Origin of the sequence: Streptomyces sp. LS1784 (assembly GCF_020103755.1) — a bacterium.
GTDB lineage: Bacteria > Actinomycetota > Actinomycetes > Streptomycetales > Streptomycetaceae > Kitasatospora.
In genome coordinates, this window is record NZ_JAHSQD010000081.1 from 1 (window position 1) to 23,624 (window position 23,624).

Here is a 23,624-nt window from a genome sequence, read left to right on the forward strand (position 1 = left end):
GCGGTGGGCCGCGGCGACCGAGCCCGTCCTCCCGGGACTGCCGCGCGCCGTCACGGCCCCGGCGTCCGGAGCGTGCGACGGGTGGCGGACGGACGCGCGGGGCCGGGCGGAACTGGCCGCAGCCGCGGAGCGCTGCGGCGTCACCGTCTTCGAGTTCCTGCTCGCCGCACTGCACGCACTGCTGCTGCGCTACGGCGGCGAGGCCGTCCCGGTCTCCGTGCCGCTGTCCGTCCGGACGGCCGAACAGGCCGGGGAGATCGGGCTGTTCGTCAACGAGCTGCCGGTGCACGCGCCGGCCGGGGCGACCGCCCGAACGCCCTTCGCCGCGTACGCCCGGGCCGTCCGGGCCGAGGCCCGTGACGGGTACCCGTTCCGCTCGGTGCCCTTCGGTGAGGCGGTCGCCGGTCTCACACCGCGCGCCGGGCTGGCCCCCGTGTCGTTCGGCTACCGGCGCGGCCGGGACGCGGACCCGGTGTTCCCGGGAAGCACCGTCCGAGTGGACCGTGCGCGGTTCAACGGCGCCGCCCGCAACACCCTGCACCTCCAGGCGGTCGACACCGCCGACGGGCTCGCGTTCTCGCTCCAGTACGCTCCGGCGGTCCTGTCCCCGGACGCCGCGGAGCGGATCGCCGGACACTACACGGCCCTGCTGGAGGCCGCGACGGCCGCGCCCGAGACCCCGCTGGGCGCCCTGCCGCTGCTGGGCGAGGCCGAGCGGCACCTGGTGACCGAGGAGTGGAACGCCACCGCCGCCGCCTACCCGCACGAGCGCACCGCCCTGGACCTGGTGCGGGAGCGGGCCGCCGAAACGCCGGACGCCGTCGCCGTCAGCGCGGGCACCGAGCGGCTGACCTACCGCACGCTGGTGGAGCGGATCGACGAACTGGCCGCCGTCCTGGGCAGGGCCGGGGTGGGCCGCGGTGACGTCGTCGCCCTGCACCTGGAGCGCTCCGCCGGCCTGCCCGCCGTCCTGCTCGCGGTGCACGCTGCCGGGGCCGGCTACCTGCCGCTCGACCCGGGCCACCCCGCCGAGCGGCTCGCGTTCCTGCTCGCCGACTCGGGCGCCGCCCTGCTGGTCGCCGACCGGGAGCCCGCGCCCGAGGTGGTGGCGGCGGCACCGGCCGTCCTGCGCCTCGGGCGCGGTCGTACGGAACCGAGGCCCACGGAGGCCGCGCCGGCCCCGCACGGCGACCTCGCCTACGTGCTGTACACCTCCGGCTCGACCGGGCGGCCCAAGGGCGTGGAGATCGGGCACCGGGCCCTGGTGAACCTCCTGACCTCGTTCGCGGACCGGCTGGGCTCGGGACCGCAGGACGTCTGGCTCGGCCTGACCTCGCTCTCCTTCGACATATCCGGGCTGGAGATCCTGCTGCCGCTGATCACCGGCGGCCGGCTGGTCCTCGCACCGGACGGCGCCGCCCTGGACGCGCCCGGCACCGTCGGGCTGATCCGACGGGAGGGCGTGACCCATCTGCAGGCGACCCCCTCGGGCTGGCGCGTGCTGCTCAGCGCCGGACCCCTGCCGGCCGGGCTGACCGGGATCGTGGGCGGGGAGGCGCTGTCGCTCCCGCTGGCCCGCGAGCTCCGGGCCGCCCTCGGCCGGCTGATCAACGGCTACGGCCCGACCGAGGCGACCATCTACGCCACCTGCGCCGACGTCCCGGCAAGGCCGGACACCGTGGTGATCGGCCGACCGGTCGCCAACACCAGGGCGTACGTCCTGGACACGAACGGCCTCCCGGTGCCGGTCGGGATCCCCGGCGAGCTCCACCTGGGCGGCGACGGTCTCGCCGAGGGCTACCGGGGGCGCCCCGAGCTGACGGCGGAACGTTTCGTCGAGGACCCGTTCGCCGGCGGCCGGATGTACCGCACCGGCGACCTCGTGGCATGGACGCAGGACGGCGAACTGGAGTTCCACGGCCGGATCGACGACCAGGTGAAGATCCGCGGCCACCGGATCGAACTCGGCGAGATCGAGGCCGCGCTGCTCGACCACCCGGCCGTCGCCGCGGCGGCCGTCGCCGTCCGCGAGCAGGCGGAGGGGGAGCCCGCCCTCGTCGGCTACCGGGTGCCCGCGCCCGGCAGCGCGCCGCTGTCCGACGCGGACCTGCGGGACCACCTGCTGCGCACCCTCCCGGCAGTCATGGTGCCCCGGCAGTTCGTCACCCTCGACCGGCTGCCGCTCACCCCGAGCGGCAAGCTCGACCGGCGCGCGCTGCCCGCCCCGCCGCGAGCGGAGGCCGCGGGGCCTGCGCAGGCCGACGACGTCACGGCGGGCATCCTGGCGATCTGGGAGGAGGTCCTGGGCGTGTCCGGCCTCGGTCCCGAGGACGACCTCTTCGACCACGGCGGACACTCGCTGACGATCATCCAGATCACCGCCCGGATCCGCGCCTCCTTCGGGGTCGAGCTCGCCTTCGACCTGTTCTTCGACGCCTCCACCCCGTCCGCGCTGGCCGCCGTCGTGCGGGAGCGGCGTTGACCGCCGCCGACCGCCCCTTCGCGTCCTCCCCGCTCCACGCCCGAACGGACTGCCGATGACCGACACCCAGGACCTGCCCGCAGACTGGTCCGCCACCAAACGATCCCTCCTCGCCCAGCGCCTGCGCGGCGCCGCGGCCCCGGTGCGGGTGGTCGAGCCACGCCCGGAGGGCAGCGCGCCGCCCCTGTCCAGCGGACAGGAACGGCTCTGGTTCATGGACCAGTTCTCGCCCGGCGGGACCGCGTACACGCTCGCCCCGGCCCGGAGGCTGCGCGGGCCGCTGGACCGTTCGGCGCTGGACACCGCCCTGGCCGCCCTGGTGGCACGGCACGAGGGCCTGCGGATGACCTTCCCGGTCACGGAGGACGGCAGGGCCGAGGTCCTGGTCGCCGAACCGGGCCCCTTCGCCGCCGGGTTCGTGGACGCCTCCGGCGATCCCGACCCCGGCCGAAGAGCCGCGGAGGAGATCGGGGCGCTGGTCGCGAGACCCTTCGACCTCGCGAGCGGGCCGCTGCTGAGGGCCCTGCTGGTCCGGCTCTCCGACCAGGACCACGTCCTCGCCCTGGTCATGCACCACATCGTCAGCGACGGCTGGTCGATCGACATCCTCAACCGGGAACTGGACCTGCTCTACGCCCGGTGCGCCCACGGCGCGCAGAACGAACTCCCGCCCGTCCCGGTGCAGTTCGGGGACTACGCGCGCTGGCAGCGGGACCGGCTGGACAGTGGCGCCCTGGCCGCCTCCCGCGACTACTGGCGCACCGAACTCGCCGACGTCCCCGCCCTGGAACTGCCCGTCGACCGCCCCCGGCCGCCGCTGCTCACCTTCGACGGCGCCGCCGTGGAACTGCACTGGAGCCCGGAACTCGCCCGCGCCGTCGCCGAGTGCGCCCGCGCCCGCGGGGCGTCGACGTACATGGTGCTGATGGCCGGGCTCCAGGTGCTGCTCGGCCGGCACACCGGCCAGCGTGACTTCGCGATCGGCTCGGCCGTGGCCGGCCGGCTCCACCGGGAACTGGAGGCGGTGGTCGGCGCCTTCGTCAACATGCTGCCGATCCGCGCCCGGCTGGAGGAGGGACTCACCTTCGGACAGCTGGTCGGCCGGGTGCGGGAGACCACGCTGAACGCCTACACCCACCAGGAGGTGCCCTTCGAGCAGATGGTCGCCGACCTGGACATCGAGCGGGACGTCAGCCGCTCGGCGGTGTTCCAGGCGACCTTCGCGTTCCAGAACTACGGCGACCGCACGGCCCCCACCGCGCCCGCCGCCACCGCGGAGGGATTCGGGCACGCCGCCACCACGAGCCACTCCGACCTCGCGTTCTACCTGAGGGAGAAGAAGGACGGCGGGCTCTTCGGCCTGATCACCTACCGGACCGACCTCTTCGACGCCGACACCGTGCGCCGCCTCACCGAGCGCTTCGAGGTCCTGATGGCGGCGGCGACGGCCGATCCGGACCGGGCCGTCGAGGACCTGCCGGTGACGACCGGCACCGAGCGCCGTGACCTGGTCGAAGGGTGGGCGGCCGGCCCGGAGCTCCCCGAGGACGGCCCCGGAACGCTGACCGCGCTGCTCGCGGCGGCGGCCCGGCAGGCGGGCGACCGCCCCGCGCTGGTCTTCGAGGACGCCACCGTCACCCACCGCGAACTCGACGCCCGGGCGACGGCCCTGGCCCGGCGGCTGCGGGCGCTGGGCGTCGGCCGGGACGACCGGGTGGCGGTGTGCCTGGAGCAGTCGCCGGACCTGGCGGTCGCCCTGGTCGCCGTGCTGAAGGCCGGCGGCTGCTACCTGCCGCTGGACCCGGAGCAGCCGCCCGCGCGGCTCTCCCACCTGGTGGCCGACGCGGACGTGCGCGTGCTGGTGACGGACTCGGAGCTGCGGGAGCGGTTCCCCGCCTACGGGGGCGCGGAACTACTGGTGGACCACGCCGACCCCTCCTCGGACGAAGCGCGGGACGGGACGCCGCAGGACGCGCCGCTCGCGGAGGCGTCGGGACCGGACGACCTCGCGTACGTCATCTACACCTCCGGTTCCACCGGGCAGCCCAAGGGCGTCGCGGTGCAGCACCGCGAGATCCTCAACTACCTGGCCGGCGTGCGGGACCGGCTGCGGATCGAGGCCGGCGCCCGCTACGGGCTGCTGCAGTCCCTGTCCTTCGACTTCAGCATCACGATGCTCTACCTGGCGCTCACCACCGGCGGCCAGGTGCACCTGCTGCCGCGTCGCATCGCCGGCGCCGAACTCGCCGACCACATCGAGGCCGCGGCCCTCGACTACCTCAAGATGACGCCCTCCCACCTGGCCGCGCTGTCCGCCGACGCCCCGCTCGAACGCCTGCTGCCGCGCCGCGCCCTGGTGCTCGGCGGCGAGGCCTCGTCCTGGGCCTGGGCCGCCGACCTGGCCGGCCGGGGCGGCTGCGCGGTGTTCAACCACTACGGCCCGACCGAGGCGACGGTCGGCGTCACCGTCCACGAGGTCCTGCCGGGGGAGCACGGCCCGGGGAGCACCCCGATCGGCACCCCGCTCGCCGGCGCGCGCTGCTACGTTCTGGACGGCGCCCGGCGGCCGGTGCCGCCCGGCGTGACCGGGGAGCTGTACCTCGGCGGGCACCGGCTGGCCCGCGGCTACCTGGGCCGCCCCGAGCTGACGGCGGAACGTTTCGTCGAGGACCCGTTCACCGGCGGCCGGATGTACCGCACCGGCGACCTGGCCCGCTGGCGGCCATGGGGGTCCCCCCGGCCGGTGGGGGCACCTCCCAGCCGTCAGGCCGGGGGCGCCGGGGGAGGCGTGCTGGAGTACCTGGGCCGCGCCGACGACCAGATCAAGGTCCGCGGCTACCGGGTCGAGCCCGGCGAGATCGAGGCCGCGCTCACCGCGCTGCCCGGCGTCACCCAGGCCTTCGTGACCGTCCGGGGCGAGGGGATCCGGCAGAACCTCGTCGCCTACCTCGAACGCGCGGCCGGCGCGGCCGTCCCCGCCGCTGCCGAACTGCGGGTGACGCTCGGCGAGGTCCTGCCGGACTACATGGTCCCCGCCCGGTTCGTCGTCCTGGACCGCCTGCCGCTGCTGGCCCACGGCAAGGTCGACCGCAAGGCGCTGCCCGAACCCGAGGACGCCGCCCCGGCCGGCGGACACGTCGAACCCGAGGGCGAGACCGAGACGCTGATCGCCGCGATCTGGGCCGAGGTGCTCGACGTCGCGAAGGTCGGCGCCCTGGACGACTTCTTCGAGATCGGCGGGCACTCGCTGCTCGCCACCCAGGCCGTCGCCCGGCTGCGCCGTGCCTTCCCCGACCTGCCGACCCCGGTCGGCGTGATGGACCTCTTCCGCTTCCCGACCGTCCGGCAGCTCGCCGGGCTCGTCGCCGACCCGGGCGCCGACCGGGGGCCGCGGGGGCTGCTGCACCGGCTCACCCCCGAACGCCGCCGCACCACCGCGAGCGTGGTCTGCGCCCCCTACGGCGGCGGCAGCGCGCTGATCTACAAACCGCTCGCCGACGCCCTGCCCGAGGACTGGGCGCTGCACTCCATCGCCGTCCCCGGGCACGAACTCGGCGAGGAGCCGATGGACGTCGACGAGGTCGCCGACCGGTGCGCGCGCGAGATCGTCGAGGGCGTCGAGGGCCGGATCGTGCTGTACGGGCACTGCGGGGTCGGCGTGCGCCTCGCCGTCGAGATCGCCCGCCGGGTCGAGGCCGCCGGCCGGGAGATCGACGCCGTCCACCTCGGCGGCATCTTCCCCTTCGCCCGCCCCAAGGGACGCGGCGCGGCGGTCGGGGAACGGTGGGCCGAGCTCCTCGACCGGATGCGCAGCGACCAGGACATGATCAACGGTCTGGCCGCCGCCGGGATGGACACCGACGACCTGGACCCGGAGCAGCTGCGGCTGATCGTCCGCAACCGCCGCACCGGCACCAAGGACGTCGAACGGTACTTCACCCGGATGTTCGGGACCGAGGGCGGACGGATCAAGGCCCCCGTGATCGCGGTCTGCGGCGACCGCGACCCGGCCACCGAGTTCTACCAGGAACGCTTCCGCGAGTGGCACCGGATCGCCGACACCACCGCCGTGGTGGTCCTCGACGAGGCCGGCCACTTCTACCTCAAGTACCGGGCCGCCGAACTCGCGGCGATCGTCACCGGCGTCCACCGCTCGATCGCCGCGGGGGAGGAGGACCGCCACCGCCGGACGGACGGCGCCACCTGGTGGTTGGCCGGGCTCTCCCGGGACGCCGAACGGCCGGTCACGGAGGACGCCCAGGCACCGGTCCGTCCGACCATGCGCCGCTTCCTCACCGTCGCCTCCGGGCAGCAGGTGTCGATGATCGGATCGGCGCTCACCGAGTTCGCCCTCCCGGTCTGGATCTACCTGCGCACCGGCTCCCTCGCCCAGTTCGGGCTGCTGGCCGCCTGCGGCCTGGTGCCCGGCATCCTCGCCGCCCCGGTCGCCGGTGCGATCGTCGACCGGGGCGACCGGCGCCGGACCATGCTCCTCGGCGACCTCGCCGCCGGCCTCACCCAGGCCGTCCTGCTTCTGCTGTACGCCACCGGCGGCCTGGAGGTCTGGCACGCCTACGCGCTCGTCGCCGTGCTGTCCGCCGCCCTCTCCTTCCAACGGCTCGCCTGGAACGCGGCCGTGCCGCAGCTCGTCCCCAAGCGCTACCTCGGCCGCGCCAACGGCGTGGTCCAGATGGCCTTCGGCCTCGCCCAGTTCCTCGTCCCGCTGTTCGCCGTGGGCCTGCTCGCCGCCATCGGGCTCGGCGGCATCCTCGCCCTCGACGTGGCCGGCTACGCGGTCGCCATCGCCGTCACCCTGGCCGTGCGGTTCCCGGACGTGATGGGCTCCACCCGGCGGGAGAGCATTCCCGCCGAGATCCGCGAAGGCTTCCGACGGGCCCTCGGCAGCAGCCACTTCCGGGCGATGCTGCTGTACTTCGCGGTCCTGAACGTCTTCCTCTCCCCGCTGTTCCTGCTCACCACCCCGCTCGTGCTCTCCTTCGCCCCGCTCTCGGCGGCCGGCTGGGTGTCCACGGCGGCCGGCCTCGGCGCCGTGCTCGGCGGGATCACCCTGGTGGCCTGGGGCGGACCGCGCCGCCGGAAGCTGCGCGGGGTGCTGCTCGCCACCCTGGCGGTCGCCGGGGCCTGCCTGCTCACCGGGCTGCGCCCGTCGATCTGGACGGTCGCCCTCGGTGCGTTCGGCATGACCTTCGCGCTCGCCCTGCTCAACGGCGCCTACGCGACCATCGTGCAGACCAAGGTGCCGCTGCGCTTCCACGGCCGGGTGATCGCGGTCAACACCATGGTCGCCTGGTCGACCCTGCCGGTCGGGTTCGCGGTGGTCGCCCCCTTCGGTCCCGGACTCCTCCAGCCGCTGATGGAACGCGGCGGCGCCCTCGCCTCCACCGTCGGCCGGCTCATCGGCACCGGCGACGGCCGCGGCATCGGATTGCTCTACCTGCTGTTCGGCCTCGCCATGGCCGCCCTCGCACTGGTCTGCCTGGCCGTCCCGGTGCTGCGCCACTTCGACCGGGACGTCCCCGACGCCGAGCCCGACGACCTGGTCGGCCTGAAGACCATCCAGGACCGGGCCGCCGGCACCGCCGCGCCCACCCTCCCGCACCGCTCCGAGACCGAGGTGACCGTCCGGTGACCACCACCACCCACCCACTGACCGCCGAACAGCGCCGGCTCTGGTTCCTCCAGCAGCTCCACCCGGACGACGCCGGTTTCAACATGTACCTCAACCGGCGCTGGAGCGGCCCGATCGATGAGCAGGCCCTGCGCACCGCCCTCGGCCGGCTGACCGAGCGGCACGAGATCCTCCGCACCCGCTTCGTGTACGACGGCCCCGAGGCCGCGGAGCCCGTCCAACTGGTCCAGCCCCCCGCCGGGATCGACCTGGTCACCCTCCGGCTGCCCGAGGGCGCCACCGAGGCGGACTTCACCGACGCCTGCCGCCCGTACGTCAACGCGCCGTTCGACCTCGCCGCCGCGCCGCCCCTGCGCGCCACCCTGATCAGCGCGGGGGAGCGGGAACACGCGGTCAGCGTCGTCGTCCACCACATCGTCGCCGACGGCTGGTCCTTCCGCACGATGTGGCGCGAACTGCTGGCCCTCTACCGCGAGGCGATCGGTGAGGCACCTGCCGACCTTCCGGAACTCGCGCTGCAGTACGGCGACTTCGCCCGTGCCGAGCAGGCCAGGACCGGCGGGGAGGCGGGCGAGGAGGCATTCCGGTTCTGGGCGGAGCGGCTCGCCGGCACCGGAGCGCTGCGCCTCCCGTTCGACCGGCCGAGACCGACGGAGCCCACCAGACCCGCCGGCTTCGTCACCGTCGACCTCGGCCCCGAACTGGCCTCCGCCCTCGACCGGCTGGCCCGGCAGGAGCGGTGCACCCCGTTCATGGTGCTGCTCACCGGCTACCAGTGCGTGCTCGCGCGCTGGACCGGCTGCCGGGACTTCGTGGTCGGCACCCCGCTGGCGGGCCGCACCGAGGCGGCGCACGAGGCGCTGCTCGGCTACTTCAACCGCACCGCGGTGATCAGGTCGGACCTGACCGGGGACCCCGACTTCCGCGGCGTGCTGAAGCGGACCAGGTCCGCCGCGCTCGCCGCCCTGAGCCGCCCCGACGCCCCGGCCGAGCGGCTCGCCGCCCACCTCGGCCTGCCCGCGGACACCGGCGCCGGACCGCTCTACCAGGCCGTCTTCGTCCACCAGAGCCAGAACGAGCTCGCGGTCGGCTCCGGCGAGCCCACGCTGCCCGCCGGCGTCCGCACCACGAGCATGGACTCCGGCTTCGAGCAGGCCAAGACCGACCTGCTGCTCGACAGTTGGCGCACCGCCGACGGCGGCATCACGCTCTCCTTCTGCTACGACCGCGAGCTCTTCGACCGGGAGACCGTCGAGGCGCTCGGCGGCCGGTGCCGGGAGCTGTACGCGCGGATCGTCGAGGACCCGGAACTCCCCCTGCACGGCGACTGGTTCGTCGGAGCGCAGGAGCGGGCGGCGCTGCTCGCGCTGGGCACGGGGCCGGCGGCTCCCGCCACTGTGCGAACCGTGCTGGAGCGGCTCGCCGACCAGGCCGCCGCGCGACCGGACGCGCCCGCCCTGGACTGCGACGGCCGGACGCTGTCCTACGCCGAACTCGACCGGCGGTCCACCGAACTGGCGCGCCGGCTCGGCCCGGTGGCCGGACGGGTGGTCGCGGTGTCGATGGCACCCTCCTTCGACCTGGTCGTCGCCCTGACGGCGGTCTGGAAGGCCGGTGCCGCCTACCTCCCGCTCGATCCGGCCCACCCCGAGGACCGCCGCGCCCTGATGGTCCGCGAGGCCGACGCCGTCCTCACCCTCACCGGCGCGGACCTGCCGGGCGCCGGGACCGCCGACCTCGTCCCGCCCGACCCGCAGGGCCTGGCCTACGTCCTCTACACCTCCGGCTCCACCGGTACGCCGAAGGCCGTCGCGGTCGACCACGCGGCGGTGGCCGCCCGGGTCGACTGGATGGCGGGCCCGGACGGCTACGCGCTGGGCCCGGCCGACCGGATCGTCCAGTTCGCCTCGCTCGGCTTCGACACCCACGTGGAGGAGCTCTGGCCGGCACTGGCGGCCGGGGCGTGCGTCGTGCTGCTGCCCGGCGGCGGCCGGACCCTGCCCGACCTGCTGGACGGCCCGTCCGGCCGGTCCGTCACCGTGCTCGACCTGCCGACCGCCTACTGGGAGGAGCTCGTCGGCCTCGGTGAGCAGACCCGCTGGCCGGAGACACTGCGCCTGGTGGTCATCGGCGGCTCCGAGGCGCGCGCCGACACGGTCGCCCGGTGGCGCCGACGGCACGGGGACGCGGTCCGGCTGGTCAACACCTACGGCCCCACCGAGGCCACCGTGATCGTCACCGCGGCGGAGCTGACGGCCGCCCACACCGACCGCCGGCCCCCGCTGGGCCGCCCGCTGCCCGGGGTCGGGCTGCACGTGCTGGACGAGCGCGGCGGGCTGCTGCCCCGGGGAGCCGAGGGCGAGCTGTACATCGGCGGCAGCGGCCTGGCCCGGGGCTACCTGGGCCGGCCCGACCTGACCGCGAGCGCCTTCGTGCCCGATCCGTTCCTCGGCGGTGTGATGTACCGCACCGGGGACCGCGCACGGTGGCGGGCGGACGGCCGGCTGGAGTTCCTGGGGCGCGGCGACGCACAGCTGAAGCTGCGCGGCCACCGGATCGAGCCCGCGGAGATCGAGTCGGCGCTGACCGCGCACCCGGCCGTCGCGCAGGCCGCCGTGCTGGTCCGCGACGGCCGGCGACTGCTGGCGTACGCCGTCCCGTGCCCGGGCGCCGAGCCCGGACCGGCCGAGCTGCGCGAGCACCTCGCCCTGCGGCTGCCCGCCTACATGGTCCCGGACACCGTACTCACCCTGGCCCGGCTGCCGCTGACCCCGAACGGCAAACCCGACCTCGCGGCCCTGCCCGACCCCGGGCCGGCCGCCGGGGCGGGCTATGTCGCGCCGCGCACCGACGCCGAGCAGCTGGTCACCGACCTGTGGCAGGAGGTCCTCGGAGTGCCCCGGGTCGGGGTGTTCGACGACTTCCTCGCGCTCGGCGGGGACTCCCTCCTGGTCACCCGGGTCGCCGCGCGGATCCGGGCCGGCCTCGGACTCGACATGCCCATCCGCGACGTGTTCGAGAGCAGCACGCCGGCCGCGCTCGCGGCCCGGATCGAGGCGCTGCTGATCGCCGAGATCGACGCGCTCACCGAGGAGGAGGCGGCCGGGCGCCTCTCCGGCTGAGCGGCCGGGGCCCGGCTTCCGCGCGAGGCGGAGCCGGGCCCCGAAGGGGTGCCGGCGGGTGGACCGGGCGGTCGGGCTGATCAGCTCAGCTCGGCGCGGCTCGGCCGGTCGGTTCTGCCGGGCGGGATGCGATCCGGGGGTGCGGCCGGTGACGGCCGCACCCCCGCTGTCCTCGTGTCAGATGCCGGCCGCTCCGGCCAGCGCCGCGGCGAGGTCGTCGGCCAGCGCGGTCACCGTCCCCGCCTCGAAGGCGTGCTCGTTGTACCGCAGCCAGCACCGCAGCGCGCCGTCCGGCTGCTCGGTGACCGCGAGCTCCGGGACGTGCCGGTCACCGCCCGGCAGCGGGTACGGCACGGTGGCGTTGCGCGGCAGCTCCCACGCGGCGCAGGCGACCCCCGGCAGCTGGGCCGGCGCGCTCCAGCTCTCGTACCGCAGCCAGGCCGCGAACGGCGCCAGCGGGCTGAACTCCGCGAACGGGTACAGCTGGTGGTCGAGCGCGGCGGTGGCGGCGGACCGGACGCGATCGAGCAGTTCCGCGAACCCCGGCGTACCCGACACGTCCACCCGCACCAGGAGCGACTGCACGAAGCAGCCGACCGCCCGCTCCGCCTCCGGCCGGGTCCGGCCGGGCACCGGTGTCATGAGGACGAGGCCCGGCTGTCCGCTGCGGGCGGCCAGCAGGCCGCTCCAGACCGCCGCCACCGCGAGGAACGGCGTGGCCCCCAGTTCCGCCGCCCTGGCCCGCAGCGCGTCCGCCGCCTCCGGGGGCACCGTGAACGCGTGGGCGGCGCTCAGCACCACCTCGGTGTGCCGGCGCCCGGGGAAGGGGTCGATCGCCGCGGGCGCGTCCGCGAGCGCCGCCGCGAAGTGCGTCCGGGACACCGGCCAGTGGGCGTTCGACCACTCCACCAGTTCGCGGTACTCCGGGCCGGGCCGGGCCGCCGGCGGCCGGCGGCCGTGGCACAGCGCCGAGTAGGCCACCCCCAGGTCGCGCAGGAGCAGGCCCAGCGACCAGCCGTCGCTGACGAGGTGGTGGACGGCCAGCAGGACGACGTGGTCCTCCGGTCCGCGGCTCACCACGGCCAGTCTGGTCATCGGCCCCGTCGCGACGTCCGTCAGCCGGTCGCGCACGGCAACCAGCCGCGCCGACACCTCGTCGTCGCTCGCCCCGGGCGCCTCCGCCAGCACCACGTCGGCGTGCGGTTCGTCGTCCAGGACGGCCCGCAGCACCCCCGGTTCGGCACCGGGCACCGGGACGAACCTGGTCCGCAGCGCGGGGTGGCGGCGGATCGTCTCGTACAGGGCCTCGGCCAGGACGTCCGTCCGCAGGCCCTCCGTCACCCGGAACATCACCGCCACCGAGCCGACATTGCGGCCCGGGGCCTCGGCCATCCAGCGCAGGAAGTTCTCCTGCTGGGAGGTGAGCGGCAGGTCGTGCGGCTGGGCGCGCAGCGAGCGGAGGAAGTCGGACACCTCGGCCCCGGACCGCTCGCCCGTCACGGCCGGAGAGGCTTCGGCCCGCTCCAGCCAGGCCGCCTGGGCACGGAGCGAGGGGCGCTCGAAGACGAGCGCCGTGCGCGCCGCCACACCGAACTCGGCGGAGATCGCGGCGGCCAGCTGGACGGCACGGAAGGAGTCTCCGCCGAGGGCGAAGAACTCGTCCTCCACCGCCCGGACCGGCCGCCCCAGCACCGCCCGCCACAGGCCGGCCAGGGCGAGCTCCCGCTCCGTCTCCGGGGCCCTTCCCGTCACCGGCGCGGGCTCCTCGAACACGGTCCGCAGTTCGTGCTTGACCACCTTGCCGCTCGGGTTGCGCGGCAGGGAGTCCAACACCAGGATGCGCACGGGAAGTTCGGGCCTGGCGAGCCGCTCGCTCAGGAAGAGCCGCAGCCCGTCGGGATCGATCCCGCCCGGCATCGGGACCACCGCGGCGACCGGCACCTGGCCCATCACCGGATGCGGCAGGCCGAGCGCGGCGGCGTCGGCGACCTGCGGGTGCTCGTGCAGCACGGCTTCGATCCGCAGCGTCGAGACCTTCAGCGCACCGGACTTGACGATGTCGCTCTCCCGGTCGACCAGATGGAGGAAGCCGTCCTCGTCCAGCCTGCCGAGGTCGCCCATGCGCACCCAGCCGTCGCGGAAGACGGTGTCGGAGTCCGCCCCGGCGTAGCCGCGCGGCGGGCCGGGCTGGCGCAGCCAGATCTCGCCGGTCCCGCCGGGCGGCACCGGCTCCCTGTCCTCGTCCAGGATCCGCAGGTCGGCGGGGTCGGTCGGGCGGCCCAGCGAGCCCGGACGGCCGGGGTCCACGATCGCGGAGATCTGGGCGGGGGAGGCCTCGGCCGAGGTGTAGGTGTTGACGACCACGGCCTTCGGCAGCGCGGCGGTCAGCCCGGCGGCGACGGCCGGCGGGAGCGCGGCGGCGGTGGAACCGACCAGCAGGACGCTGCCGAGGTCCCGGCGGTCGGCTATCCCGGAGTTCAGCAGTTCCACCGCCATCGACGGCACCAGGAAGACCGTGCCCGCGCCGAACTCCTCGACCACCCGGCCGAATTCCTCCGCGTCGAAGCGCGGCAGACAGATCGTCGTGGGCTGCGCGGTCAGCGCGTTCACCAGCACCGCCTGGGCGGCGTTGGTGCCGATCGGGAAGGCGTGCACCGCGTGCCGCGAGTGCGCGTACGGGCGGGGCCGGGGGTCGAGGACCAGACCGGCGGTCAGGCTCGCGTGCGCGGCCCGGACGCCCTTCGGGGTGCCGGTGGTGCCGGAGGTCCCGATGATCTGGGCCAGGTCCCCGGGATCGACCCGGTGCGGCGGCCCGTTCCCGTCCGGAGCGTCGAGCGGCTCGTCGAGACCGTCGAGCCCGAAGGTGGGCAGGGTGGTACCCGGGCCGTTCCCGGCGACCGCCCAGCGTGCCCCGGCGGCCTCGGCCAGCCGCTCCACATCGGCCGGGGCCAGGTCCTCGCGGATCACCAGTCCGGCCGCGCCCGCGTAGTGGGCGGCCAGGAACGCCACGGCGTACTCGTCCCACTCCCGGTTGGTGAACAGCAGCGCCACCGTGTCCCCGGGCCGCACGCCCGCCCGGGCCAGCCCGTGCGCGGCCCGCACCGCCCGCTCGCGCCACCGGCCGTAGGTGAGACTCCCGCCGCCGGGCACCAGCAGCGCGGTGCGATCGGGATGGAGCGCGGCCCGGTGGTCCAGGAGCGCCGGGAGCGTGAGCGGAACGGGGACGGGCTGGGCGCTGATGACGACTCCCGGGAGGCTTTCGGAGCGCGGCGGACCGATACCGGACGAAGATCGGCCGCTGATTGGTCCAGACCGTATCGGAACGGTGAAGGCGGGCGCCAGATCCGTTCACATATCGTCATGGCCCTTGACCCGATGGCCCGGAGGCGCTGCCGCGCTCCGGTCCCGTCAGGAGGCCGGCAGCCCGGGGACCGGCCCGTTCGGGGTCAGGAGAGCGGTCCCGGGTGCTCCGGCCAGCCCGCCGTCAGCCGCCCGCGTTCCTGCCACTGCCGTACCCCTGGCCCGTCCGGGTCGCGCCGGCGGCAGAAGTCCTCCAACCGGGCGCACTGGGCGAGCATCGCGGCCCGGCGCCGCGGCCAGGGCGGCACCGGCTGCCCGTACGCGTCGAAGAGGTGGTGCAGGTCGCCCGCCCGGGCCGGGTGGTGCGTGCGGACGATCCACTCGCACGAGGCCAGGTCCTCCACCGGCTTGCCCGGATGGGCGAACTCCCAGTCCAGCAGGCCGGTGACGGCGAAGGTCGCCGGGTCCAGCAGCAGGTTGTTGGGTCCGAAGTCCCCGTGCACCAGCACCGACCCCGGGGGTGCCGGAACATCCCCGGTCACGCTGGGGTCGACGGCCTGGATCCGCCGCAGCAGCCGCCCGCAGGCACCCAGGACCTGCGCGCCGTGCCCGGCGTCCAGCAGATCCTGTGCGGGCACGCCGGGCAGGTGGCCGAGCGTGACGGCGCCCGGCTCGGTGCCGAGCACCGGGGGAACCGGCAGCAGTCCGTGCAGCAGGGTCAGCAGCCGGTGCTCGCGCCGGCGCCGCTGCTCGGTGTCCGGCCCTTCGTAGTGCTTGACCACAACGGTGCCGTCGCCCGCGGTGCGGTTGGTGTAGCCGTGCGGCAGGGGCCGCAGCCCGGACGGGCCGTCGCTCACCCCTGCCACTCCTCGGCCAGCAGCCCGAGCACGAGCTGGTCCACGAACTCCCCGTACGCCCAGGCGGCTTGGCGCAGCCGCCCCTCGACGGTGAAGCCGGCGCGGGTGGCGGCCCGGAGCATCGGGGCGTTGTCCGCCAGCGTCTCCAGCTGCAGCCGGCGCAGGCCGAGCACCGGGAAGGCGTAGTGGCAGAGCACCCGCAGGACGTCCGGCGCGAGCCCGCGCCCCCGGTGGCCCGGCAGCAGGGCGAGACCCACGTGGGCGCTGCGGTTGTGGGCGTCGATGCCCCACAGCAGCGCCTCGCCGGCCAGCTCCCCGGAGGCCGTCTCGACCACGGAGAAGCAGGCGGCCTCGTCGGACGGCCCCGAGACCACGTACGGGGAGTCCGCCGAGCCCGGAGGGATGGGCCGCCAGGGGCGGGAGTCGGCCCGCGAACGGGTCGCCACGTCGTCGTACAGCTCGGCCAGGAGCACCGGGAGATCGGCGTCGTGACGAGCCCGGAGGGTGATGTGGGTACCTTGTAACATGTCACATATCTACCACTGGTGGGACTGCCGTGACCAACGGGTTTTCCGGGGCCGCGGTGCCGGGCCGACGGCCGGTCAGGTGGCGCGGGCCCGGAGGTGGGCGCGCTCGCCCCGGTGCCCGAAGAGTCGGGCCGCGCCCCCTGTGGTCCGAGCTCGAAGCCGCCCACCGCCTGTACGTCGCCAACGGTTTCCAGGCTCTGGCGCGCCAACGGCCCCGCCTGTTGCTGGTCCGTGGTTGTTCCTCGGGTCACACGCCGGTCGTGATCCCCACTGCTTCGGCGAGTTCCAACGTCGCCGCCCGCATCGCGCGCGGCGACTTCCGCCACAACTCGGCCGTGACCGAGCGAGCCTGCGGTGTGAACCGGACCGTCTCCGGGCTGATCCGCAGTGCGATCCCCATCACGTGCAGCGCGGCGGTCCGGTCGCCTCGATGCATGTGCGACCGGGCCGCGTCCACCCACAACCTGGTCCTGCGCTCCGTCGACGGGATCGAGTCCGGGTCGATCTCGTCCGCCAGCGACAATGCCTTGCCGGAACTCCGCAGCTCGGTGGAGACGCTGACCGCGTGCAGGTCGACGTTTGCCCGCCCGAACACCGTGGACAGCTCGGTGTACCCGGCCGGCAGCGACTTCGCGATCTGGTCGGCCGTGTCCCAGTGGTTCCACGCCATCCCGTCGCGGCCGTCCCGCGCCTCAGTGATGGCCGCGTGCAGGTGCAGCGCCCCGTACAGGCCCCGCCAGTGCTGCGGTCCGTTCGCGAGGTGCGGGCGCAGCCGCTCGGCTGCCGTGGTCACCATCAGCATGGCGCCTTCGTGCTCGCCGACGGCGCGCATGGTGTTCGCGAGGTTCCACGCGGCGGCGCCCATGGCGGCCGGGTCGTCGGCGTCGGCGGCGGCTGCCATGGCACGGTCGCCGAGCATCCACACGGCCTCTGCCGGGCCGATGTACGCGATCACCTGCTGTGCGAGCCGGTACGCGGAGGCGAGCCCCACCAGTACGGTGCGGCGGTCGTCGCCGCTGGTCGAGCCGGCCAGCGACTCCCCGTGCCGGATCAGGTCCGGGGCGATGCTCCCGACGTCGGTCCGGTTGTTCGACGCCCGGTGCCACAGACGCCACCCGGCGTCGACGTCGGCGGCGTAGTTCGCGGCCGTCATCCCTGCAGGGAGTGGTGTCGGTGGCTGGGTTCCGCGTTCGAGCAGGGTCGACCAGATGGCGGCCGACGCGGGGTGGAACAGTCGGCCGGTGCTGACCGGCTGCACGGCCCCGGCCGGTCCGGTCAGCACCGACAGGTCGGTGACGTCGAGGGCTAACGCAAGCTTGAGCAGCATCGCGTGACTGCTGATCGAGCGTTCCCCGCTCTCGATCTTCTTGAGCCAATCGGTGCTGCGGCCGACCAGACCGGCGAGCACGGGGCGCGTCATCCCGCGACGCTCGCGCATGACGCGGATGCGCTCACCGGGGGTGAGCTCCTCGGGCAGTTCGGACATGGGAATCTCCTCGGCTGGGTGCCGCCACCGGGGGGCGTTCCTCAGCCGGACGCGCACCCGGGGGGCGACAGTCGTTCCACGGTAGGGCGGCGGGTAGTTGGGGCACCAGGCCCCGCTGCGGGTAACAGCCGGTACATGGCGGGTGAGGGGGACGGGCTGTCCCCCTCGCCGATGAGTCGTCACCGTACGGTTTCGGTACGTCACTCAGAGCAGTGCGTGTGCCGTCTGCAGGGAAGCTCAGACCACGCACGGGCGTCCCCTGTGCGGCGGGCCGGCACCACTACCGATCCCCCCCAGGGGACTGGCCCGAACCTGAACGAGGGAGCGACACCATGTCCGTCCTGACCGACCGACTGCCCACCCTGAACACGGGCGTCGACACCGAGCCGTCCGGCCCGTTCGCCACCCGCCCGTTCGGGCTCGACGCCGTCACCAACCCCGTGACCGTCATGCCGCCGCCCCTCGTCACCGTCGACCCGCACACGCAGCTGTCCCTGATCGACGGCCGCGTGGCCCTGGACATGCCGACCATGGAAGGGTCGGGGTGCCAGACCGAGAGCGACGGCCAGACCGTGATCAGCGTCGACTACGACCAGAACGACGACTGATGACCCACGGCGCCGGGAGCACGCGGGGCATCCCGCCCCGCGTGCTCGTCATCACCCACGATCTCGACCCCACCGCCGACTACGTCCTGCGTGAGCTCAACGCCCGGGGCGTTCCGTTCTGGCGCACCGATCTCGCGGACTTCCCGCAGCACATGACCATGCGTGCCGAGCTGCGGCCCGACGGTGCGTGGGGCGGAACCCTCGTCGGGCCCCTGCGAGGGATCGATCTGTCCGAGCTCACCTCCGTGTGGTGGCGCAAGCCCACCACGTTCCGGTTCCCCGACAGCATGTCCGGCCCGGAACAGCGGTTCGCCGCAGGGCAGGCTAAGCGCGGGTTCGCCGGCGTCCTCGGCTCCCTGTCGCAGGTGCTGTGGGTCAACCGTCCCGAGCGCAACGCCGACTGCACGAAGCCCGCACAGCTCACTGCCGCCGCGGAGTCCGGCCTGCAGGTGCCGGCCACCCTGGTGACCAACGACCCCGCCGCGGTACGGGACTTCGCCGGGCGGTGCGGGGGCCGGATCGTCACGAAGGTGCTCGGCGGGATCGTCCACACCGAGAACGGGCAGCGCGGGCAGATCTACACCACCCGCGTTCCCGCCGACCGGTGGGAAGACCCGCGTGTGGCCCTCACCGCACACCTGTACCAGCAGGAGATCACCGACAAGGCATACGAAGTCCGCGTGACCTGCGTGGCCGGCCGGCTGTTCCCCGTCAGGATCGACGCCCCCGACGGCCCCGGACGGCTCGACTGGCGCACCGACTCCAAGCGCCTCGTGTACTCCCCGATCGGCCTCCCCACGCCCGTCCGGACGGGCATCCTGGACATGCTGTGGAGCCTCGGACTCATCTACGCCGCCGTCGATCTGATCGTGGACCAGGTCGGAACGCACTGGCTGGTCGACGTGAACCCGGGCGGGCAGTGGGCGTGGATCGACTGCACCCGCGACGCCATCACCACCGCATTGGCCGACCTGCTCCAGAAGGGCACCCTGTGACCAGCACCATCGAGCCGACTGCCGACGGCCTGCGCGCCGCGCTGGTCGACGCACTCACCGCCGGCGGCTCCCTGCCCGACCCCGCGTGGCAGCGCGCGTTCCGCGACGTGCCACGCCACCTGTTCGTGCCGTACTTCTACCGGCAGGGTCCCGACGGCCGGCAGCAGCGAATCGGCGGTGACGACCCCGAGCACAAGGCCGAGTGGTTGCGGGCCGTCTACTCGAACCGGCCCCTGGTCACCCACCTGATCGGCGGGAACACCGCGTCGTCGTCGACGCAGCCGTCGCTGATGGCCGCGATGCTGCAGGCACTCGGCGACGAGGTCGACGGCCCGGTGAAGGAGATCGGCACCGGCACCGGCTACAACGCCGCCCTGCTCGCTCACCGTTACGGCTCCGGCCGGGTCGTGACCGTCGATGTCGACCCGGACGTGACGGCCGAGGCCCGGCGCCGGTTCGGCCCGACGCCCTACCGACCGACCGTGGTCACCGCTGACGGCGCCACCCTCACCGGCGTGGGCGGCCCGTTCGGCGCGATCATCGCCACCTGCGGGCTCGACCGCATCCCCACCACCTGGCTGTCCGATCTCGCGGACGGCGGCGTGATCGTCGCCCCGCTCGGGGCCGGCGTCGTCCGCGCCGAGAAGACCGGTGCCACCGAGGCCGCCGGGCGGTTCCTTCCGACCGGCGCCTACTTCATGCCGCTGCGCACCGTCGGGGACAGTGGCGTCATCCACCGCCCGGCCCTTCCCGCGGCCGGTGCCCGCTCGTCTGAACTCGGCCCCGACGTCGTCGTGGACGACCATTTCCGGTTCCTGGTGAGCGTCGTCCTCGGCCCGCTCGGATGGAACTACGACCTGAACGACGGGCGGCCGGTCGGTGCCTGCCTGTGGGACGGAGCCGGGTCGATCGCAGAGCTGCGGCCGGACGGCACCGTGGCTGAGGCCGGGCCACGCTCGCTGTGGTCCGAGCTCGAAGCCGCCCACCGCCTGTACGTTGCCAACGGTTTCCCGGCCCGCGACCGCTACGGCTTCACCATCACCGGCATCGGACAGCACGTGTGGCTCGACCAGCCCGACGGACCGCACTGGCCACTGAACCCGAGGTACTGAACCTCAGCCGTCGTACACGGCCCCAGCCGCCCCGTCGTCATGCTGCGGCCGAGGCGGCGCCATTGGGGGATGGGAAACGGTCGCCTTTGCTCGACGAGGGCCTCATGACGTGGCTGGCAGCGCACGAAGACGGGCCGAGGCATCGGTGACGGCCGGCCAGCGGCAGGAGGGCCGAAGCCGCCACGGCCCCGGCAGGCGGCGTGGGTACCGCCTGCCGGGGCCCGTCGGGTGTCACGCGAGCGGGACGGCCAGTTGCTTCGTCAGGTCCGCCACCAGGGCGTCCAGCCAGCCCCGGATCGTGCCCGGGTCGAACAGATCGGCGTCGTACTCGACCTGCCCCGAGTAGCCTTCGCCGTCCGGAGTGAGGGAGAACGCGCAGTCCGCGCGGGCGGAGTGGCCGGGGATGTCCTCGATCTCGACGGTCAGGCCGGGCAGATCGAGGGCGATGGCCGGGGTGCTCTGGACGGCGAGCACGATCTGCGGGTACCCGGCGGGCATGGGGACGCCGCGCTCCCGCAGCGGTTCGACCAGCAGGCCGAAGGCCATCACGGAGTGGTCGAGGGCGGAGGCGATCGCCTCGGCGGCGTGGTCCACCAGCTCCCCGAACCCGCTGTCGCCCCGGGTGGGCATCAGGACCGGCATGCTGCCGGTGAGCAGGCCGACCACTTTCTCGTCGGCCGGCCGCGTGCGGTTGGCGTTGGAGAGCAGGATCAGCACCTCCGACGCGCCGCTGAGCGAGCCGAGCAGCCGGGCCAACGCGGCTACCAGGACGGCCGAGGCGGTGGTGGAGTGCGCGGCGGCGAAGCGCCCGACCGCCTCGGCCACGGCCGCCGGAATCCGGAACCCTGCCGTCTCGCCGCGCCCGGAGCGCTGCTCGGGACGCGGCCGGTCGGTGGGCACGTCCACCGAGAGCGAGGCGCCGCCGAGGGCCTCGGCCCAGTGGTCGGCGGCCGCCGCGATGGCGGCCCGGGTGACCACCGTCCGTTCCCAGCAGGCGTGGTCGGTCATCCGGCCGGGCTCCCCGGGCAGCGGCCCGCCCGTACGGTAGAGCGTGCCCAGGTCGGCCAGCACGGTGGCCAGCGACCAGCCGTCGACCGCGATGTGGTGGATGCTCAGCAGGAGCACCCACTCCTCCTCCGCCGCGTGCAGCAGCCGGGCGCGCAGCAGCGGGGGTGCGAGCAGGTCGAACGGGCGGCCGACCTCGGCGTCCAGGGCCTCGGCGAGGGCCGCGTCCCGTTCGGTGGGCGCGAGCCCGCGCAGGTCCTCCACCGGGACGTCCAGCGGGGTGTGCGGCAGTACCTGCTGGAGCACCCCGAGCTCGGTGTCCAGGAACCGGGTCCGCAGGCTCTCGTGCCGCTCGGTCACCGCCGTCAGCGCGGCGGCCAGCCGCTCGGGCTCCAGCGGGCCCCGCAGGGTGATCCGTTGGGTGATGTTCCACACCGACGGATCGGCCGCCTGGCCCTGGGCCTTGCACATCCGCCACTGGCCCACCCCGGCCGGCGCGGCGGCCAGGGCGGTTCCGTCGCCGGTCAGGATGGTCAGCAGCCGGTCGCGGTGGGCCCGGACGAGGCCGGTGACCTCCTCGTCCATCGCCCCGGCGGGGGCCAGGTAACCGAGCCGCTCGCCGGTGGTGCGCAGCGCGATCTCGCGTTCGTCGAGCAGGCGCAGCAGCCGTGTCCAGTCGTCCTCCGCCGTGCTCACAGCGTCCCCTCCTCGAAGGCCGGGGCCGGCTGGTGTCCGACGGCCGGTCGGTGGGCGGCCATCGCCCGGATGGTCGGGCGGCGGAAGAAGTCCAGCACGCCGATCCGCAGGCCGGTCGCCTCGCGGACCCGGTTCAGCAGCCGGGTGGCGGCCAGCGAGTGTCCGCCCAGGTCGAAGAAGGAGGTCTCCACCCCGGCGGGGCGGCCGAGTTCCTCCTCCCAGAGGCGTTGCACGGTCCGCTCCAGCTCGGTGGCCGGTGCGGCCTCCGGCTCGTCCGCGCCCAGCGGTCGCGGCTCCGGCAGCGCGGCGGTGTCCAGCTTGCCGTGCACGGTGAACGGCAGGGTGTCGACGGTGGCCCAGAGCCCGGGCACCATGTAGTCGGGCAGCAGGTCGGCCAGTCGGTCGGCGACCCGGGGCAGGTCGGCGGCCGCGCATCCGACGTACCCGGCGAGTACGGTGCCCGCCGCGGTGCGACGCGCCGTCACGGCGGCGGCGTGGACACCGGGCACACCCCGCAGCACGGTCTCGATCTCGCCCGGCTCGACCCGGTAGCCGCGTACCTTGACCTGGCGGTCGGCCCGGCCGAGGTACTCCAGCAGGCCGTCGGGCCGCCACCGGCCGAGGTCGCCGGTGCGGTAGCTGCGGCCGTCGGGGGTGTCGGTGAAGCGGGCGGCGCTCTCCTGCTCAAGGCCGACGTAGCCGATGCCGACCTGGACGCCGAGGGCGTGGATCTCGCCGACCGCACCGGGCGGCACCCGGCGTCCGGAGGCGTCCAGCAGCACGACCCGGCTGCCCGGGGTCGGACGGCCGATCGGTGCGTGCTCCGGACCGTCCGGGTCGATCACGCAGGCCGTCATGCCGTGGGTCTCGGTCGGGCCGTAGTGGTTGACCAGCCGACAGCCGGGGTTGCGGCGCAGGAAGGCCCGCAGCGTGGGGGTGAGCAGCACCTGCTCGCCGCCCGAGATCAGTTCCCGCAGGTGCGGCACCGGCTCCTCGCCGAGCGCGTCGGTCAGGGCCGCCAGCGGCGTGTACGGCAGGTGGATCCGCTCGGCCCGGGTGGCCCGGACCACGGCGGCCAGCGCCGTCACGTCGTAGCGGGTCTCCTCCTCGATCAGCAGCAGGGTGCCGCCGCCGGCCAGTGTGGTCAGGATCTCCTGGACGCTGACGTCGAACCCGCAGGAGGCGTACTGGAGCGTTCGGGCCGCCGGGTGGTCGGCGACGTTCCAGGCCACGAAGTGGGCCAGGGCGAGGGAGTGCATCAGCACGCCCTTGGGGCGGCCGGTGGAGCCGGAGGTGTACAGCAGGTACGCCGGTGCCTGCGCCGAGGGGGCGGGCAGCAGGGGCAGCTCGGCGGGGACGGTGTCGGCCGGGGCGGTGCCGGTGAGTACCGTCGGCACGCTCAGGCCGAGTTCCGCCGGGGCGTCGTCCGAGGTGGTGAGCAGGACGAGCGGCGCGCTGTCCTCGACGATCAGCCGGCAGCGCTCGGGGCCCTGCAGCACGTCGACCGGCACGTGGACGGCGCCCAGGCGCAGGATGGCCAGCAGTGCGGCCACCAGGTCCACCGAGCGGGGCAGCAGCACGCCCACCCGGCTGCCCTCGTGGACGCCGGCCGCCAGCAGCCGGCCGGCCAGGTCCTCCGCTCGGGCCATGAGCGTCCGGTAGTCCGTCTCGGTGCCGTCGGAGGCGACGACCGCGGTCTGCCCGGCCCGCTCGGCCGCGGTGGCGGCGATGGTGGCCAGCGGGTGCTCGGGGTCCCGGGCGGCCGCGGGGCCGCACTCCAGGGC

The 23,624-nt window shown here is 74.7% G+C and carries 12 protein-coding genes; 6 read left to right on the forward strand and 6 right to left on the reverse strand.

Going from position 1 to position 23,624, the window contains the following annotated elements:
- The 3 genes from KS423_RS12810 to KS423_RS12820 form a co-directional block, all read left to right on the forward strand.
- Positions 1-2,482 (forward strand): non-ribosomal peptide synthetase (locus KS423_RS12810; RefSeq protein ID WP_224278467.1); only part of this gene is annotated, 2,482 nt, incomplete at its 5' end.
- Between the two features lie 55 nt (positions 2,483-2,537).
- Positions 2,538-8,132 carry a non-ribosomal peptide synthetase/MFS transporter gene (locus tag KS423_RS12815; protein WP_224278469.1) on the forward strand — a complete coding sequence of 1,865 codons (5,595 nt, stop codon included), beginning with the start codon at positions 2,538-2,540 and terminating at the stop codon, positions 8,130-8,132.
- On the forward strand, positions 8,129-11,254 hold the full coding sequence (locus KS423_RS12820; protein WP_224278471.1) for a non-ribosomal peptide synthetase: 3,126 nt from the start codon (positions 8,129-8,131) through the stop codon (positions 11,252-11,254). The genes KS423_RS12815 and KS423_RS12820 overlap by 4 nt, the downstream gene beginning before the upstream one ends.
- Before the next feature lie 177 nt (positions 11,255-11,431).
- On the opposite strand, the gene KS423_RS12825 is transcribed toward KS423_RS12820, so the two are convergent.
- From KS423_RS12825 to KS423_RS12840, 4 genes are all read right to left on the reverse strand, one after another.
- A complete protein-coding gene (locus tag KS423_RS12825; RefSeq protein WP_374119944.1) occupies positions 11,432-14,572 on the reverse strand; it encodes an AMP-binding protein in 3,141 nt (1,046 codons plus the stop codon).
- Positions 14,573-14,700: 128 nt separating this feature from the next.
- Complete coding sequence (locus KS423_RS12830; protein WP_224278473.1) at positions 14,701-15,411, reverse strand: phosphotransferase family protein; 711 nt, start codon at positions 15,409-15,411, stop codon at positions 14,701-14,703.
- The gene (locus KS423_RS12835) at positions 15,408-15,938 is read right to left on the reverse strand and encodes a GNAT family N-acetyltransferase (RefSeq protein ID WP_224278475.1); all 531 of its coding nucleotides are present in this window, start codon (positions 15,936-15,938) and stop codon (positions 15,408-15,410) included. The genes KS423_RS12830 and KS423_RS12835 overlap by 4 nt, the downstream gene beginning before the upstream one ends.
- Before the next feature lie 247 nt (positions 15,939-16,185).
- On the reverse strand, positions 16,186-17,424 hold the full coding sequence (locus KS423_RS12840; protein WP_224278477.1) for a helix-turn-helix domain-containing protein: 1,239 nt from the start codon (positions 17,422-17,424) through the stop codon (positions 16,186-16,188).
- A gap of 332 nt (positions 17,425-17,756) precedes the next feature.
- Between KS423_RS12840 and tgmA the strand changes: the two genes are divergently transcribed.
- The 3 genes from tgmA to KS423_RS12855 are packed head-to-tail and all read left to right on the forward strand — an operon-like array spanning position 17,757 to position 20,139.
- Positions 17,757-18,032, forward strand: a complete 276-nt coding sequence (gene tgmA, locus KS423_RS12845; protein WP_224278479.1) for a putative ATP-grasp-modified RiPP — start codon at positions 17,757-17,759, stop codon at positions 18,030-18,032.
- A 41-nt stretch (positions 18,033-18,073) separates the two neighbouring features.
- Positions 18,074-19,027, forward strand: a complete 954-nt coding sequence (locus KS423_RS12850) for an MvdC/MvdD family ATP grasp protein (RefSeq protein ID WP_224278481.1) — start codon at positions 18,074-18,076, stop codon at positions 19,025-19,027.
- Positions 19,024-20,139, forward strand: a complete 1,116-nt coding sequence (locus KS423_RS12855; protein WP_224278483.1) for a methyltransferase domain-containing protein — start codon at positions 19,024-19,026, stop codon at positions 20,137-20,139. Before KS423_RS12850 ends, KS423_RS12855 begins: the two co-directional genes overlap by 4 nt.
- Before the next feature lie 231 nt (positions 20,140-20,370).
- Here the strand turns inward: KS423_RS12855 and KS423_RS12860 are convergent, their stop codons facing one another.
- Together KS423_RS12860 and KS423_RS12865 are read right to left on the reverse strand one after the other, a co-directional pair.
- Entirely contained in the window at positions 20,371-21,840 is a 1,470-nt protein-coding gene (locus tag KS423_RS12860; RefSeq protein ID WP_224278485.1) for a condensation domain-containing protein, read from the reverse strand.
- The coding region (locus KS423_RS12865; protein ID WP_224278488.1) for a non-ribosomal peptide synthetase at positions 21,837-23,624 on the reverse strand (1,788 nt) is incomplete at its 5' end. The genes KS423_RS12865 and KS423_RS12860, both read right to left, overlap by 4 nt.

Bases quoted from the DNA above. Each gene is read 5' to 3' on its own strand.
- KS423_RS12815 (WP_224278469.1), top strand. From the start codon at position 2,538: ATGACCGACACCCAGGACCTGCCCGCAGACTGGTCCGCCACCAAACGA.
- KS423_RS12835 (WP_224278475.1), bottom strand. From the start codon at position 15,938: ATGTTACAAGGTACCCACATCACCCTCCGGGCTCGTCACGACGCCGAT.
- KS423_RS12840 (WP_224278477.1), bottom strand. From the start codon at position 17,424: ATGTCCGAACTGCCCGAGGAGCTCACCCCCGGTGAGCGCATCCGCGTC.
- tgmA (WP_224278479.1), top strand. From the start codon at position 17,757: ATGTCCGTCCTGACCGACCGACTGCCCACCCTGAACACGGGCGTCGAC.